This window comes from Streptomyces sp. NPDC058295, assembly GCF_042880655.1.
Lineage (GTDB): Bacteria > Actinomycetota > Actinomycetes > Streptomycetales > Streptomycetaceae > Streptomyces > Streptomyces coriariae.
This window is the reverse complement of record NZ_JBHVYO010000045.1, coordinates 34,623-48,842: the sequence shown is the minus strand read 5'-3', so window position 1 is coordinate 48,842 and position 14,220 is coordinate 34,623. Positions and strand designations below refer to the sequence as shown.

At 72.0% G+C, this 14,220-nt stretch carries 8 protein-coding genes; all 8 read right to left on the bottom strand.

From position 1 onward, the window contains the following. Window positions 1-16: 16 nt before the first annotated feature. Window positions 17-535: a DUF1990 domain-containing protein gene (locus ACFVYS_RS34885; protein WP_389508665.1), complete on the bottom strand. Its 519-nt coding sequence runs from the start codon at window positions 533-535 to the stop codon at window positions 17-19. Window positions 536-607: 72 nt separating this feature from the next. After that, window positions 608-2,272: a M4 family metallopeptidase gene (locus ACFVYS_RS34880; protein WP_389508663.1), complete on the bottom strand. Its 1,665-nt coding sequence runs from the start codon at window positions 2,270-2,272 to the stop codon at window positions 608-610. A gap of 319 nt (window positions 2,273-2,591) precedes the next feature. Next, window positions 2,592-4,646: a M4 family metallopeptidase gene (locus ACFVYS_RS34875; protein WP_389508662.1), complete on the bottom strand. Its 2,055-nt coding sequence runs from the start codon at window positions 4,644-4,646 to the stop codon at window positions 2,592-2,594. 540 nt (window positions 4,647-5,186) lie between these two features. After that, the gene (locus ACFVYS_RS34870; protein ID WP_389508661.1) at window positions 5,187-6,959 is read right to left on the bottom strand and encodes an ABC transporter ATP-binding protein; all 1,773 of its coding nucleotides are present in this window, start codon (window positions 6,957-6,959) and stop codon (window positions 5,187-5,189) included. Further along, window positions 6,956-8,773 carry an ABC transporter ATP-binding protein gene (locus ACFVYS_RS34865; RefSeq protein ID WP_389508659.1) on the bottom strand — a complete coding sequence of 606 codons (1,818 nt, stop codon included), beginning with the start codon at window positions 8,771-8,773 and terminating at the stop codon, window positions 6,956-6,958. Before ACFVYS_RS34865 ends, ACFVYS_RS34870 begins: the two co-directional genes overlap by 4 nt. Window positions 8,774-8,819: 46 nt before the next feature. Then, window positions 8,820-10,679, bottom strand: coding sequence for an ABC transporter ATP-binding protein (locus tag ACFVYS_RS34860; RefSeq protein WP_389508657.1), 1,860 nt, complete (start codon window positions 10,677-10,679; stop codon window positions 8,820-8,822). Further along, window positions 10,676-12,529 (bottom strand): ABC transporter ATP-binding protein, encoded by a 1,854-nt coding sequence (locus tag ACFVYS_RS34855; protein WP_389508655.1) that lies wholly within the window; start codon window positions 12,527-12,529, stop codon window positions 10,676-10,678. The genes ACFVYS_RS34860 and ACFVYS_RS34855 overlap by 4 nt, the downstream gene beginning before the upstream one ends. Before the next feature lie 213 nt (window positions 12,530-12,742). Next, window positions 12,743-14,164 carry a sulfatase gene (locus ACFVYS_RS34850; RefSeq protein WP_389508653.1) on the bottom strand — a complete coding sequence of 474 codons (1,422 nt, stop codon included), beginning with the start codon at window positions 14,162-14,164 and terminating at the stop codon, window positions 12,743-12,745. Between the last annotated feature and the right edge of the window lie 56 nt (window positions 14,165-14,220).

Here is a 14,220-nt window from a genome sequence, read left to right as displayed (position 1 = left end):
CGTGACTCGTCCCCGGCTAGGACTTGTCGCCCCCGCACAACCCCCGCAGCACCACCCCGCACCGGCGGGCGTACGCCTGCTGCAGACCGCGGGCCGCCGGGCCGCCGGCTCTCGCGTACCACTTCGCGCCCCGGCTGAAGGCGGAGACCGTCAGCCAGACCGTGCCGTCTCCCGTGCGGTCGACGACGAAGGACTCCTCGCCGCATTCGGGGTGGCCGGGGAGGGTGCCGTACGCCCAGCCGGCCCGCCGGTGTTCGTCCACCGTCCAGACCACTCGGCAGGGGGCTTTTATGAGGCCGGCCAGGGTGACCGTGACGTCGACGTCGGGGGCCGCCCGGTCCGCGGTGGTGTCCATGCCCACGCCCAGAGCGCGGTGCATCTCCCAGGTCAGGACCGCTTCGGCGGCTCGGCGGAAGACCTCGTGGCCCTCGCCGAGGCGGGTGCGGACGTGCAGGGAGTGGAAGCCCGGAGGGCAGTGGCCGGGGCGGTCGCGGGTCGCGCCGACATCGTCGTACGTGAAGTCCTTCGAAGACATGGGAGCCAAGAGTAAGGCGGTACCCGGGGATGCCTTCCTCCCGGGTACCGCCTCAGGTCAACTCTTCAACGATCAGGCGACGTTGACGGCCGTCCAGGCCGCCGCCACCGCCTTGTACTCGGTGCTGGTCGAGCCGTACAGCGCCGACGCCGCGCTCAGGGTCGCCGTGCGGGCGCCCGAGTAGGTGGTCGTCGAGGTCATGTAGGTCGTCAGCGCCTTGTACCAGATCTGGACGGCCTTGGCGCGTCCGATACCGGTGAGGGTGGAGCTGTTGTACGTCGGGGAGTTGTAGCTGACCCCGTTGATGGTCCGGCTGCCGCTGCCCTCGCTCAGCAGGAAGAAGAAGTGGTTCGCCGGGCCGGACGAGTAGTGCACGTCCAGGTTCTTCAGCGAGGACGACCAGTAGTTGGCCGAGCCGCCGTCCTTGCTGGGCTGGTCCATGTAGCGCAGTGGGGTGCCGTCGCCGTTGATGTTGATCTTCTCGCCGATGAGGTAGTCGCCGACGTCGGAGGAGTTCGCCGCGTAGAACTCGACGGCGGTGCCGAAGATGTCGGAGGTCGCCTCGTTGAGGCCGCCGGACTCGCCCGAGTAGTTCAGGCCCGCCGTGTTGGAGGTGACACCGTGGGTCATCTCGTGGCCGGCCACGTCCAGCGAGGTCAGCGGGTGGGTGTTGCTCGACCCGTCGCCGTACGTCATGCAGAAGCAGCTGTCGTCCCAGAAGGCGTTCACGTAGGCGTTGCCGTAGTGGACGCGGGAGTACGCGGCGACGCCGTTGTTCTTGATGCCGCTGCGGCCGAACGTCGACTTGTAGAAGTCCCACGTCGCCTGCGCGCCGTACGCGGCGTCGACCGCGGCCGTCTGGTCCGTGGTCGAGCTGGAGGCGGCGCCGGTGCCCCAGGTGTCGTCCGCGTCGGTGAACAGGGTGCCCGCCGAGGAGCTGGTGGCGTGCGCCTTGTTGTACGTCTTGTGGCCGCCGCGCGTGCCGTCGGTCAGCTGGTACGTCGAGCCCGAGAGGGTCGTGCCGAGGGTCACCGTGCCCGAGTAGAGGCTCTTGCCGGTGCCGGTCTCGATGCCCTGGTACTCGTACAGCTTCTTGCCGGTGGCCGCGTCGGTGATGACGTGCAGCTCGTTCGGGGTGCCGTCCTCCTGGAGACCGCCGACGACCGTCTCGTAGGCGAGGACCGGCTTGCTGCCGTTGCCGGCCCAGATCACCTTGCGGGGCGCGTCGCTGGCCTCGGTGCTGGCGGAGCCGGCGTCCTTGGCGAGGGTCAGGGCCTGCTTCTCGGCCTTGGCGGCGGTGACGACGGGGGTGAGCGAGGCGACCTTGATGGTGGTGCTGGTCGCCTTGGTGACACCCTTGTTCGCGCCCGCGGCCGACTCGTGGACGACCAGGTCGCCGCCGAGGACCGGCAGACCCGCGTAGGTCCGCTCGTAGCGCGTGTGGACCGTGCCGTCCGCGTCCTTGACGACGTCACGGACGACGAGCGCCTCCTTGGTGCCCAGGCCTATCTCCTGCGCGGTCGCGGTCGCGTCGGCCTGCTTGTCCTGGATCAGGGCGGTGCGGGCGGCCGGGGCCAGCGCGGTGGGCGCGGCGAGGGGGGTCGCGCTGGTGGCGTCCGCCGGGGTCTGGGCGGCGGCGCTGCCGGCGGTGAGGCCGGTGGTGACCAGGGCTCCGGCCGCGACGGCGGTGGCGATGGCCAGGGTGGTGTGCTTGTGACGCGCGTAGAGGGAGGTCACACAAGCTCCTTGGATGTGGGGGTGCCCGAACGGCGTGGGGTGGCCGTCCGTGACTGCTGTGAAGTTGTGCGGCGGGTGACAGGAAGACTGGCATCAAGGCGCGTACATGTCAGGACCTCGAAGTGATGTTGGCCGAAAATCAACTGCCGGATGAACATTGCCGGAATGTAAACGGACTTGACCTGGGTCAAAGGCCAACAGGGAGCAGGTAAGGCACCGGCAAAAAGAGGACGCCGCCCCGGAGGAGTCGAGACTCCGGGACGGCGTCCTGTGCGAGGCCCGTCGGTCTGCTGTGCGCGGACCCTGTGAGGCCTGTGACCTACGGGAAGGTCACTTTCCAGCTGTTGATGTAGCCGGTGTCCTGGGCCGCGTTGTCCTGGACCCGCAACTTCCAGACCCCGTTGGCGACCTCGGAGGACGCGTTCACGGTGTACGTGGTGTTGAGGTTGTCCGTGCTGCCGCCGGTGCCGTAGGCCTTCAGCGTGTAGGCCGTGCCGTCGGGGGCGAGCAACTGCACCTGGAGGTCACCGATGTAGGTGTGGACGATGTTGACCGCCACCGCGAGGTTCGAGGGCGCGTTGCCGGTCCGGCCGGAGACGGTGACCGAGGAGGTGACCGCAGCCCCGTTGTCCGGAATCGATACGTCGGCGGTGTTCTCGAAGGAGGTGCCGCCACCGCCGCCCCCGCCGTCGGAACGGGCGCCGACCGCGACGCCGGCCCACGCGTCCTGCACGGCCTTGTACTCGGTGGAGGTCGTGCCGTACAGCTCACCGGTCGCCGCCAGCGTGCCGGTGCGGGCCGCCGCGTAGTTGGTGGTCGTGGTGAACTTCGTGGTCAGCGCGCGGAACCAGATCTTCTCCGCCTTGTCCCGGCCGATGCCGGTGACCGGAAGGCCGTCCGCGGTGGCCGAGTTGTAGGTGACACCGTTGATGGTCTTGGTGCCGCTGCCCTCCGACAGGAGGTAGAAGAAGTGGTTCGCCGGGCCGGACGAGTAGTGGACGTCGACCGATCCGATCCCCGAGTACCAGCTGTCCTTCGACGCGCCGTCCTTGCTCGGCTTGTCCATGTACCGCAGCGGCGAGCCGTCGCCGTTGATGTCGATCTCCTCGCCGATGAGGTAGTCACCGACGTCGGAGGCGTTCGCCGCGTAGAACTCCACGGCGGTGCCGAAGATGTCCGAGGTGGCCTCGTTGAGGCCGCCGGACTCGCCCGAGTAGTTGAGGCCCGCCGTGTTGGAGGTGACGCCGTGCGTCATCTCGTGCCCGGCCACGTCGATGGACGTCAGCGGGTGGGTGTTGCCGGAGCCGTCGCCGTACGTCATGCAGAAGCAGCTGTCGTCCCAGAACGCGTTGACGTACGCGTTGCCGTAGTGGACGCGCGAGTACGCGGCGACGCCGTTGCCCTTGATGCCGCTGCGGCCGTGCACGTTCTTGTAGTAGTCCCAGGTCAGGGCCGCTCCGTAGTGGGCGTCCGCGCCCGCGGTCTCCAGGTTGGACGCGGCGCCGGTGCCCCAGACGTCGTCCGGGCCCGAGAAGAGCGTGCCGGTGCCGGAGGTGCCCCGGTTGAGGTTGTACGTCTTGTGGCCGCCGCGCGCGCCGTCGGTCAGGTTGTACGTCGACCCCGACTGCGTGGTGCCGAGGGTCACCTGGCCGCTGTACATCGTGTTGCCGGTGCCGGTCTCGATGCCCTGGTACTCGTAGAGCTTCGCGCCGGTGGTGGCGTCGGTGACGACGTGCAGCTCGTTCGGGGTGCCGTCCTCCTGGAGGCCGCCGACGACCGTCTCGTACGCCAGGACCGGGGTGCCGTTCGCCGCCCAGATCACCTTGCGCGGGGCGCGGTTGGTGTCCGCCCGCTCGGCGCCCGCGGCCGCGGCGAGGCTCAGCGCCTGCTTCTGCGCCTTGGCCGCGCTGACGGCGGGCGAGAGCGAGGCGACCTTGATGGCTGTCCGGGTGGCCTTGGTGACGGCCTCGGTGGCGCCGGACTTCGCGGTCTCGACGACCAGGTCGCCGCCGAGGACCGGCAGGCCGCCGTAGGTGCGCTCGTAGCGGGTGTGCAGGGTGCCGTCGGCGTCCTTGACGACGTCACGGACGACGAGCGCCTCCTTGGCGCCGAGGCCCAACTCCTTTGCGGTGGACACCTTGTCGGCGTCCGCGTCACGTATCAGTGCGGCGCGCTGGGCGGGGGTGAGGCGCACCGACTCGGCGCCCGGGTCGGCCTGGCCCGCGGCCTGCGGTGCCTTCACCGGGGCAGCGGTCGCGGCGCCGGACTGCACGGCGGCGGCGATGAGCGCGGAGACGCCGACGAGGGCGACGGCCGCGGCACGGCGGGAGGTGCTGTGGGGGGTGCGTCTGCGAGAGGGGCTGCTGCTCAACACTGACTCCTTCTGCGCGGCCACGGGTCACGCGGCCAGGGGAGACCCGACGGCTGGTGAGCCGTGCGGGCACGACAAAGGCGGTACGCAGAACAAAGGCGGTACGTGGAGCGGGCTTAGCTGTGGGGTTGCTGTGAACCAGCAGTGGGAAGAGTGGCAGTGGATTGCGCTATCTGTCAGGAGCGCGTCAGGAAGTTGGCCGGAAACAGTTCGTTGTCCGGTAGTTCATGTTCGATATGCGGTCGATTGGCCGACAGGCCATGTCGAGCGGGCGGACGAACGTGACGAGCGGCGGACGGACGTGTCGCAGGACCCGGCGAGCGGGCGGACGGGCGTGTCGAGTGGTCCGCAGGACGTGTGGTCGGGCGAGCCGCGGCTCGTGCCCCCCTCGCCGGGCGAGCTTCGGGCAGGCGCGGCCCGCCGGCAGCGTCCCCGGATGTCCTGCGCCCCCGAGCCTCTCCTTCGGTGCGGGCCGGTGGTGGTCCGGTCGGGCAGGCCGGCACGGCTGCCCTGCCCATTTTCCTGGCCGGAGCGAACGGTGGATCAGGGGTCGGTCCGCTCCCCGTGCCAGGTCCGCCAGAGTGCCGCGTACGCCCCGCCCGCCGTCACCAGCGCCTCGTGCGTGCCGAGTTCGGTGAGACGGCCGTCCTCCATCACCGCGACCCGGTCCGCGTCGTGCGCGGTGTGCAGGCGGTGGGCGATGGCGATGACGGTCCGGCCCCGCAGCACGGCGGCCAGTGCCCGCTCGGTGTGCCGGGCGGTCGCCGGATCCAGCAGCGCCGTCGCCTCGTCCAGGATCAGCGTGTGCGGATCGGCCAGCACCACCCGGGCCAGGGCGAGTTGCTGGGCCTGCGAGCCGTCCGTACGGATAGCGCCTCCGCCGAGCAGGGCATCGAGGCCGCCGGGCAGCTCCCGGACCCAGTCGGCGGCACCGACCGCGGCCAGCGCCGCCCACAACTGCCCGTCGCTCGCGGCCGGTTCGGCGATCAGGAGATTGTCGCGGACCGTACCGAGGAAGACGTGGTGCTCCTGGGTGACCAGCACGACCTGTCGGCGCAGTGTCTCGGGCGCCAGCTCCGCGACCGGCACCCCGCCCACCGTCACCGTGCCCGCGCTCGGCGCGTCCACGCCCGCGAGCAGCCTGCTCAGCGTGGTCTTGCCCGCGCCCGACGGGCCGACCACCGCGAGCCGCTCCCCGGGCCGCACCGTCAGGTCGACCCCGCGCAGCACCTCGCCACCGCGCTCGTAGGCGTACCGCACGCCCGTGACGTCGATCCGGTCGTCCGCCGGAGTGGGCGCCCCGCCGTCCGGCTCGGCGCGCGGCGCCCCGGCCAGGCCCTCCACCCGGGCGAACGAGGCGCCACTGCTCTGGAGTTGCTCGACGCGCAGCAGGATCTGGTCGAGCGGCTCGGTGAACTGCCGCAGATACAGCGCGGCCGCCACCACCGCGCCCAGGCTCATCGCGCCCCGCGCGTGCAGCGCGCCGCCCAGCAGCAGCACGCCCGCCACCGGCAGCGCGTACGACACCTCGATCACCGGGAAGAACACCGAACGCAGGTGAAGGGTACGGAAGCGGGTGCGGCGCGAGATCTCCAGCGCGTCCCGGCTCGCCGCCGTCCGCCGCTCCTGGAGCCGGAACGCCTCGACCGTGCGCGCCCCGGACGCGGTGGCGGCGACGATCTCGGCGACCTCGGAGGTGGCCGCGCCCTCGGCGAGATAGGCCGCGCGCGCCCGCCGCAGATACCAGCGCAGCGCGAACCAGATCGGGGTCAGCCCCAGCACTCCGATCGCCCCGAGCAGCGGGTCGATCACGAACACCGCGCCGAGCGTGAACAGCGCCTGGACCGTACAGACCAGCAGCTCGGGCCCGGCGTCCCGCAGGGTGGTGCCCACGGCCGCCACATCGGCGGTACCGCGCGTGGTCAGATCGCCGGTGCCGGCCCGCTCCACGACCGACGCGGGCAGCGCGAGCGCCCGCCCGACGAACTCCTCCCGCACCCGCGCCAGCGTCCGCTCACCGAAGCGGTGGCCCGCGTACCGGGCCCAGCGGGCCAGCAGCAACTGCGCGAGCGCGCAGGCCAGGATGGCCGCCGCCAGCCGGTCCACGGCCCCGGTGCCGTGTCCGGCCCGCACCTCGTCGATGATCCGCCCCAGCAGCCACGGGCCGGCCAGGCCGGCCCCGGCGGCGAGCACGTTCAGGGCGAGGGCGCCGGCGAAGGCCCGCCGGTCGGCCCGCACCAGCCGGACCGCCGCCCGGCGCACGTCACCGGGCTCCGCGACCGGCAGCCGGCCCGAGCCCTCCTCGACCACCGTCACCGCACGACCTCCTCGGCACCGGTACCGGCACCGGCACCCGTGTTCGTGTCCGTGTCCGTGTCCGAATCCGTGCCCTTGTCCCCACCCGGATCGGTGTCGTCGGTGTCGTCGGTGTCTCGTGCCACCAAGGACCGGTATCCCGGTTCCCGTTCCAGCAGGTCGTGGTGGTGGCCGGTCGCCGTCACCTTTCCGTCGACCAGGTAGTGGACGGTGTCCGCCTGGGCGAGGAGCAGCGGGGAGGTGGTGGTCACCACCGTGGTCCGGCCGGTCCGTGCCGCGCGCAGCCGCTGGGCGACCGCCGCCTCCGTGTGCGCGTCGAGCGCCGATGTCGGCTCGACGGCCAGCAGTGTCCCGGGGTCGGCGAGCAACGCCCGCACCAGCCTGACCCGTTGCCGCTGGCCTCCGGAGAGGCTGCGGCCCTGCGCGGTCACGGGTGACTCGAGCCCCTCCGGCAGGCCCTGCACGATGTCGTCGGCCGCCGCCGCCCGCACCGCCGGCCCGACGTCCGCAGGGGAGGGTTCACGCCGTCCGCCCACCACCTCGCGCAGACTCCCGGCGAACAGGTCGGCCTCGTTGTCGGCGACCAGGATCCGTTCCCTGACCTGGTCCAGCGGGACGGCGTCCAGCCGTACCCCGCCCCAGGTGGCGTCCGTGGGACCGTACCGGCCGAGCCGGTCCACGACGGCGGTCACCTCCGCGTGCCGGGCGCCGACCAGCGCGGTCAGCCGGCCCGGCGCCACCCGCACACCCGAGACGGGGTCGTGCAGCACCGACGGCTCGACGGGCGCGTCGGCGACGCGGGTGCCGGTGGGGTCGGTGTCGGGGGCGGGCTCCAGTCGCAGCAGTCGTACGACGCGTCTGGCGGCCACCACGCCCCGGCTGAGCTGATAGCCCATGTCGACGAGGAACGCCACCGGGCCGATCAGGACCGCGACATAGCCGTACACCGACACCAACTCGCCGACGGTCATGTCCCCCTGGGCGGCGAGCCGGGCCGCCAGCCAGGTCACCACGGCGAGGAACAGCGTCGGCAGGCCCACCCCGAGCGCCTGCATCCAGCTGGTGACCGCGCCGACCCGGTAGCCCTGCGCCCGCAGCCGCTGCGAGTCGCGGTCGAAGGAGGCCGCGAACAGCTCCTTGCCACCGAGCCCGTTGAGCACCCGCAGCCCGCCCGCGAGATCACCGATCCGCGCGGTGAGCACTCCCTGCCGCTCGCGGTACTCGGTCTCCGTGCCCTGCAACCGCGACATCAGCGGCCCGACCAGCACCGCGACCACCGGCATCCCCAGCAGCACGACCGCCGCCAGCAGCGGTGACACCGACAGCAGCAGCCCGGCGACGAAGACGTAGACGACGACCGAGCCGACGCCCGGCCCGATCACCGTCAGCGCGCCCGCGATCGTGTGCACGTCGCTCACCCCGATGGTGACGACCTCCGCGGCCCCCGCCTGGCGCGGCAGCGCGGCACCGAGCCGCAGCGTGTGCCCGATGACGACCTTGGTGGTGCGGAAGTACGCGTCCATACGCACCCGGGTCATCGTGCGGTGCCGCATGATGCTCACCCAGGCGTTGAACGCGCCCACCGCGCACAGGGCCGCCGTCCAGCCGGCCAGCGCCGCCGTGTCACCGGGTTCGAGACCGTCGTCCACCGCCTTCGACAGCAGGTAGGGCGCCACCGCCATCAGCACCATCCAGACGCTGGCCAGCACCGCCCCGGCCAGCGCCCGCCACGGCTGGCAGCGCACCAGCCACGCCAGGTACGCCCAGCCGCCGCGACTGTCGGGCGTGCCGGGATCCTCGTACGCGTCGATCATCCACTCGTCCTTCCGGCCCCCGTGGTCCCCCTGGATCCCTGGACGCTCACGCCAGACTGTCCCGCCAGGCCCGGTGCAGGTCCGCGAACCGGCCGGTGCCCGCGATCAGCGCGGCCGGGGTGCCGTCCTCGACGATCCGTCCGTGCTCCATGACCAGGACCCGGTCGGCGATCTCCACGGTCGACAGCCGGTGCGCGATCACCACCGCCGTACGGCCCTTCAGCACCGTCGCCATCGCCGCCTGCACGGCCCGCTCGCCCGGGATGTCGAGCGAGCTGGTCGCCTCGTCGAGGATCAGCACCGCCGGGTCGGCGAGCAACGCCCGTGCGAACGCGACGAGTTGTCGCTGCCCGGCGGAGATACGACCACCGCGCTTGCGGACGTCGGTGTCGTAGCCGTCGGGCAGGGCGCTGATGAACTCGTGCGCGCCGATCGCCTTCGCCGCCCGCTCGATCTCCTCCCGGCTCGCGTCCGGCCGGCCGATGGCGATGTTCTCGGCGACCGTGCCGGAGAACAGGAACGCCTCCTGCGTCACCATGACCACCCCGCGCCGCAGTTCGGGCACGGCCAGCTCGCGCAGGTCGACCCCGTCCAGCAGTACCCGCCCCTCGGACGGGTCGTAGAAGCGGGCGAGCAGCTTGGCCAGTGTGGACTTGCCCGCGCCGGTCGAGCCGACCACGGCGACGGTCTGCCCTGCGGGCAGGGTCAGGTCGAAGCGGGGGAGGATCTCGCCCCCCGTGCGGTAGCCGAAGGAGACCCCGTCGAAGACGACCTCCCGGCCGGGCAGTTCGCTCTCCGGCGCCGGGAGTTCCCGCGGCGTGGACGGGTCGGGCACGGACGGCGTCTGCGCGAGCAGCCCCGCGATCTTCTCCAGCGAGGCGGCCGCCGACTGGTAGGAGTTGAGGAACATGGCGAGCCGGTCTATCGGGTCGTACAGCCGCCGCAGATACAGCACGGCCGCCGCCAGCACCCCCAGCTCCAGCGAGCCGTCGGCCACCCGGGTGGCGCCCCACAGCACGATCACCGCGACCGCCGTGTTGGCGACCAGCCGCGATCCGGTGACGTACCGGGCCATCTCCAGGAGCGCGTCGCCGTTGATCCGTTCGTGCCGCTGGTTCAGGACGCGGAAGTCGGCGTCGTTGACGGGCTCGCGGCGGAACGCGCGCACCGGCCGGATCCCGTTCATCGTCTCGACGAACTTCACGATCACGGCCGCGATCGCGGTGGAGCGGGTCCGGAACACCTGCCCGGCACGCCGCTGGTAGATCCTGACGAGGAGGTACAGCGGCACGAAGGAGGCCACCGCGACGGCCCCGAGGCCCAGGTCCAGCCAGAGCAGCATGGCCGAGATGTAGAGGAAGGAGAGGACCACCGTCACGAGTTCCTGGAGGCCCTCGCTGAGCAGCTCGCGCAGCGACTCCACGTCCGTGGTGGAACGGGAGATGAGCCGGCCCGAGGTGTAACGCTCGTGGAAGTCGAGGCTCAGCGCCTGCGCGTGCCGGAAGATCCGGCCGCGCAGATCGAGCAGTGCGTCCTGGTTCACGCGGGCGGAGGCGATCAGGAACGCGTACTGCAGTCCGCCGGAGACCAGCGCGCACAGCAGATAGCCGACGCCGACCGCGATCAGCGGCCCGTGATCGTCGGCCCGGAAGGCCGGTACGGCGCGGTCGATGGCGTACGCCACCAGCAGCGGGCCGGCCTGCACGGCCGCCTGCTGGAGCAGCAGCAGGAGCGAGGTGAAGGCGACCCGCGCCCTCATGGGCTCGAGCAGGGAACGCAGCAGCGCGCCCGTGGCACCGGGCGGGGTGGGCAGGACGTCCTTGTCGAAGGGGTCGGCGGCGCCGGTCCGCGCAGGGACTTCGGGGTCGTCGTCGGTGACGGGGGGAGCGGTGGTGGGGGCGGTCATCGGCGGTCGGCCTCCTGTTCCCCGAAGTGGGTTCCGGACGGTGTTCCGGACGGCTCTGCGGACGGTGATCCGGACAGCGATCCGGACGGCTCTCCGGACATGAGGTGGGCGTACTCGGTGTTGCTGCGCAGCAGTTCGTGATGGGTGCCCACGGCGGTGACGCGCCCTTCGGACAGCAGGGCGACCCGGTCGGCGAGGAGCACGGTGGACGGACGGTGCGCCACGATCAGCGCGGTGGTGTCGGCGAGGACCTGCCGCAGAGCGGCCTCCACGGCCGCCTCGGTGTGCACGTCCAGCGCGGACAGCGGGTCGTCCAGGACCAGGAACCGGGGCTGCCCGACGACGGCTCTGGCCAGCGCGAGGCGCTGCCGCTGCCCGCCGGAGAGACTGAGCCCCTGCTCGCCGACCTGGGTCCCGACGCCCTGCGGCAACGCGTGCGCGAAGTCCGCCTGGGCCACGCCCAGCGCCCGCTCCAGCTCGACGGCGCCCGCCTCGTCCGCCGCTCCCATGAGGACGTTCTCCCCGACGCTCGCGGAGAACAGGGTCGGCTCCTCGAAGGCGACGGCGACCCGCGAGCGCAGCTCCTCGCGGGACATCGCGGTGATGTCCTCACCGTCGAGCGTGATGCGGCCGGCGGTGACCTCGTGCAGCCGGGGGACCAGGGCCGTGAGCGTGGTCTTCCCGCTGCCGGTCGCGCCGACCAGCGCCATCGACTCACCGGGCCGGATGTGCAGATCGACGCCGTCGAGGGTGGGCGGGGAGTCGGGGGAGGCGTCGGGATAGCGGAAGGTGACACCGTCGAACCGCAGGCCGCCGTCGGACGTGGCGGCCGGCCCGCCCCGGCCGTCGGGGTCCTCGGGCGCCTCGTCCATCACCTCGAAGTAGCGCTCCGTCGCCGTCGCCGCCTCCTGGCTCATCGCCAGCAGGAACCCGATCGAGTCCACCGGCCAGCGCAGTGCGAGCGCCGTGGACAGGAAGGCGACCAGGGTGCCCGCGGACAGCTCGCCGTCCGCCACCTGCACCGCGCCGAGCACCAGCGCCGCCCCGATCGCCACCTCCGGGAGCGTCACGATGACGGCCCAGATGGTGGCCAGCAGGCGCGCCTTGCGCAGCTCCGTGCCGCGCAGGGTCGACGACAGCTCCCGGAAGGCCAGCGCCTGGCTGCGGTGCCGCCCGAAGCCCTTGATGATCCTGATCCCGAGGACGCTCTCCTCGACCACCGTCGTCAGGTCCCCGGCCTGGTCCTGGGCGCGCCGCGCCACGACCGCGTACCGGTTCTCGAAGTACACGCACATCACGACGACGGGGACGGCCGGCCCGAGGATGACCAGCCCGAGCGTCCAGTCCTGGAGCAGCATGATGACCACCCCGAGGAGGATCGTCACCGAGTTGACCAGCAGGAACGTCAGCGGGAAGGCGAGGAACATGCGCAGCAGCCCCAGGTCGGAGGTGGCCCGGGACAGCAACTGCCCCGAGGGCCACCGGTCGTGGAACGCCACCGGCAGCCGCTGGAGCCGCCCGTAGAGATCCGCCCGCATCTCCGCCTCGACATGCGACAGCGGACGCGCCACCAGCCAGCGGCGCAACCCGAACAGCAGCGCCTCCGCGAACCCGAGCAGCAGCAGGCAGAGCGCGCCCAGCCAGACCCCGGCCGTGTCCCGGTCGGCCACGGGGCCGTCCACCATCCACTTCAGGACCAGCGGGATGACCAGCCCCGTACAGGAGGCCAGCACGGCGACGAAGGCGGCCGCGAACAGCCGTATCCGCACGGGACGGACGTACGGCCACAGACGCAGCAGGGAACGTACGGCGGAGCGGTCCTGGGAAGCGGTTGCAGGTGTCCTGGGCATCACCGCGAGCCTACGGACCGGCACTGACAACGCCCACCGAGTTTTGGCCGGACCGGGCTCGGCCGCAGGTCCTACGACCTGCGTGTTCGAGGAGTCGTACCGGCACGTCAGCCGATCGGCTGAGGCCCGTTCGAGTGAGCCGGCCGATCCCCGCGCCGCCCGGGAACGGCCGGTCCCCGCGCTCCCCGGGAACCGGCCTCTCCGGGGCGCCGCTCAGTCGGTGTACGGCAGCAGCCCGGCCGCGGTCCGCTCCCAGGCCGCCTTCAGCTCGGCGAGCAGCTCGGGCCGGTCCGGGGCGAGGTCGGCCTGTTCACGCGAGTCGGCGGCCAGGTTGTAGAGGTGGTCGGTCTTCGTGGCGTCCTGGTAGTACTTCCAGTCCCCGCGGCGCAGCGCCCGGTTGGCCCGGACCCGCCAGAACAGGTCGTGCTCCGGAACCCGTTCACCGCGCAGCAGGTATCCGGCGAGGCTCGTGCCGTCCAGCGGGTACGCCGGATCGGGGCGGGCGCCCGCCAGCTCCAGCAGGGTCGCCGTCCAGTCGGGGGAGACGTTCGGTTCGTGGCTGACCTGGTGGCCGTCGATACGGGCGGGCCAGCGGACGATCGTCGGGACCCGGATCCCGCCCTCCAGCAGGACGAACTTCTGTCCGCTGAGCGGCCAGTTGTAGGAGTAGCGCTCACCGCCGTTGTCGCTGGCGAAAAGCACCAGCGTGTTCTCCTCCTGGCCGGAGCGGCGCAGCGCGGTGAGGACCTCGCCGACCGCCGCGTCCAGGCTCTCCACCATCTGCGCGTACTTCTCGACCGAGCCGCCGTCGTAGTGGTTGAGCGCCCGGCCGACCTCGGCCTGGGTCTTCGCGGCCCGGATCTTCGCCGCGATCTCGGCGCCCGTCTCGGCGTCGTCCTCCGCGAGCCAGGGCCAGTGCGGGGTGGTGAAGTTGAGGTTCAGCAACCACGGCCTGTCGTGGTCCCGGCCGACGTACTCGACCGCCCGCTCGGTGAGGACGCCGGTGTAGTAACGCAGGTCCTTGTACTCGGCGTCCCCCTCGTAGAGGTCGTAGTCACCGAGCTGGCCCAGCTTGGAGAAGTACTCCAGCACGCCTCCGTGGTTGCCGAAGAACTCGTCCCAGCCGGACCTGGTGGGGCTGTAGTCCGGCAGCCAGCCGCAGTGCCACTTGCCGATCAGCGCGGTCGAATAGCCCGCCTTCTTCAGCAGGGAGGCCAGGGTGGGGTGGTTCGGGTCCAGGCCCTGCGCCTTGTTGGCGATCGGCTCGGCCAGCCCGCCCTTCGTGCGCCCGGGGTATCGCCCGGTGTACAGGCTGAACCGGGTGGGGGAGCAGGTCGCCGACCCCGAGTAGGCGTCGGTGAAGCGCACTCCCTGCCGGGCCAGCCGGTCCAGGTTCGGCGTCCTGATGTGCGGGGCGCCGTAGGACGACAGGTCGGCCCAGCCCAGGTCGTCACCGAGGATGACCAGGAGGTTGGGGCGGCGGCCCTTTGCGGCGCCGGGACGAGCCTTGAACGGCTGCTCGGCGGGTGCCGCCTGGGCGGGGGCCGCCTCGGCGGCGGTGACCGTACCGGCGACGGCGGTCACGGCACCACCACCGACGAGACCACTGAAGGCACGGCGGGATATTTCGGGCATGGGGGATCCTCGGGGCGGCGGAGGCGGAGAGTGGGGGTGGCCGGGGCGCTGCGTCC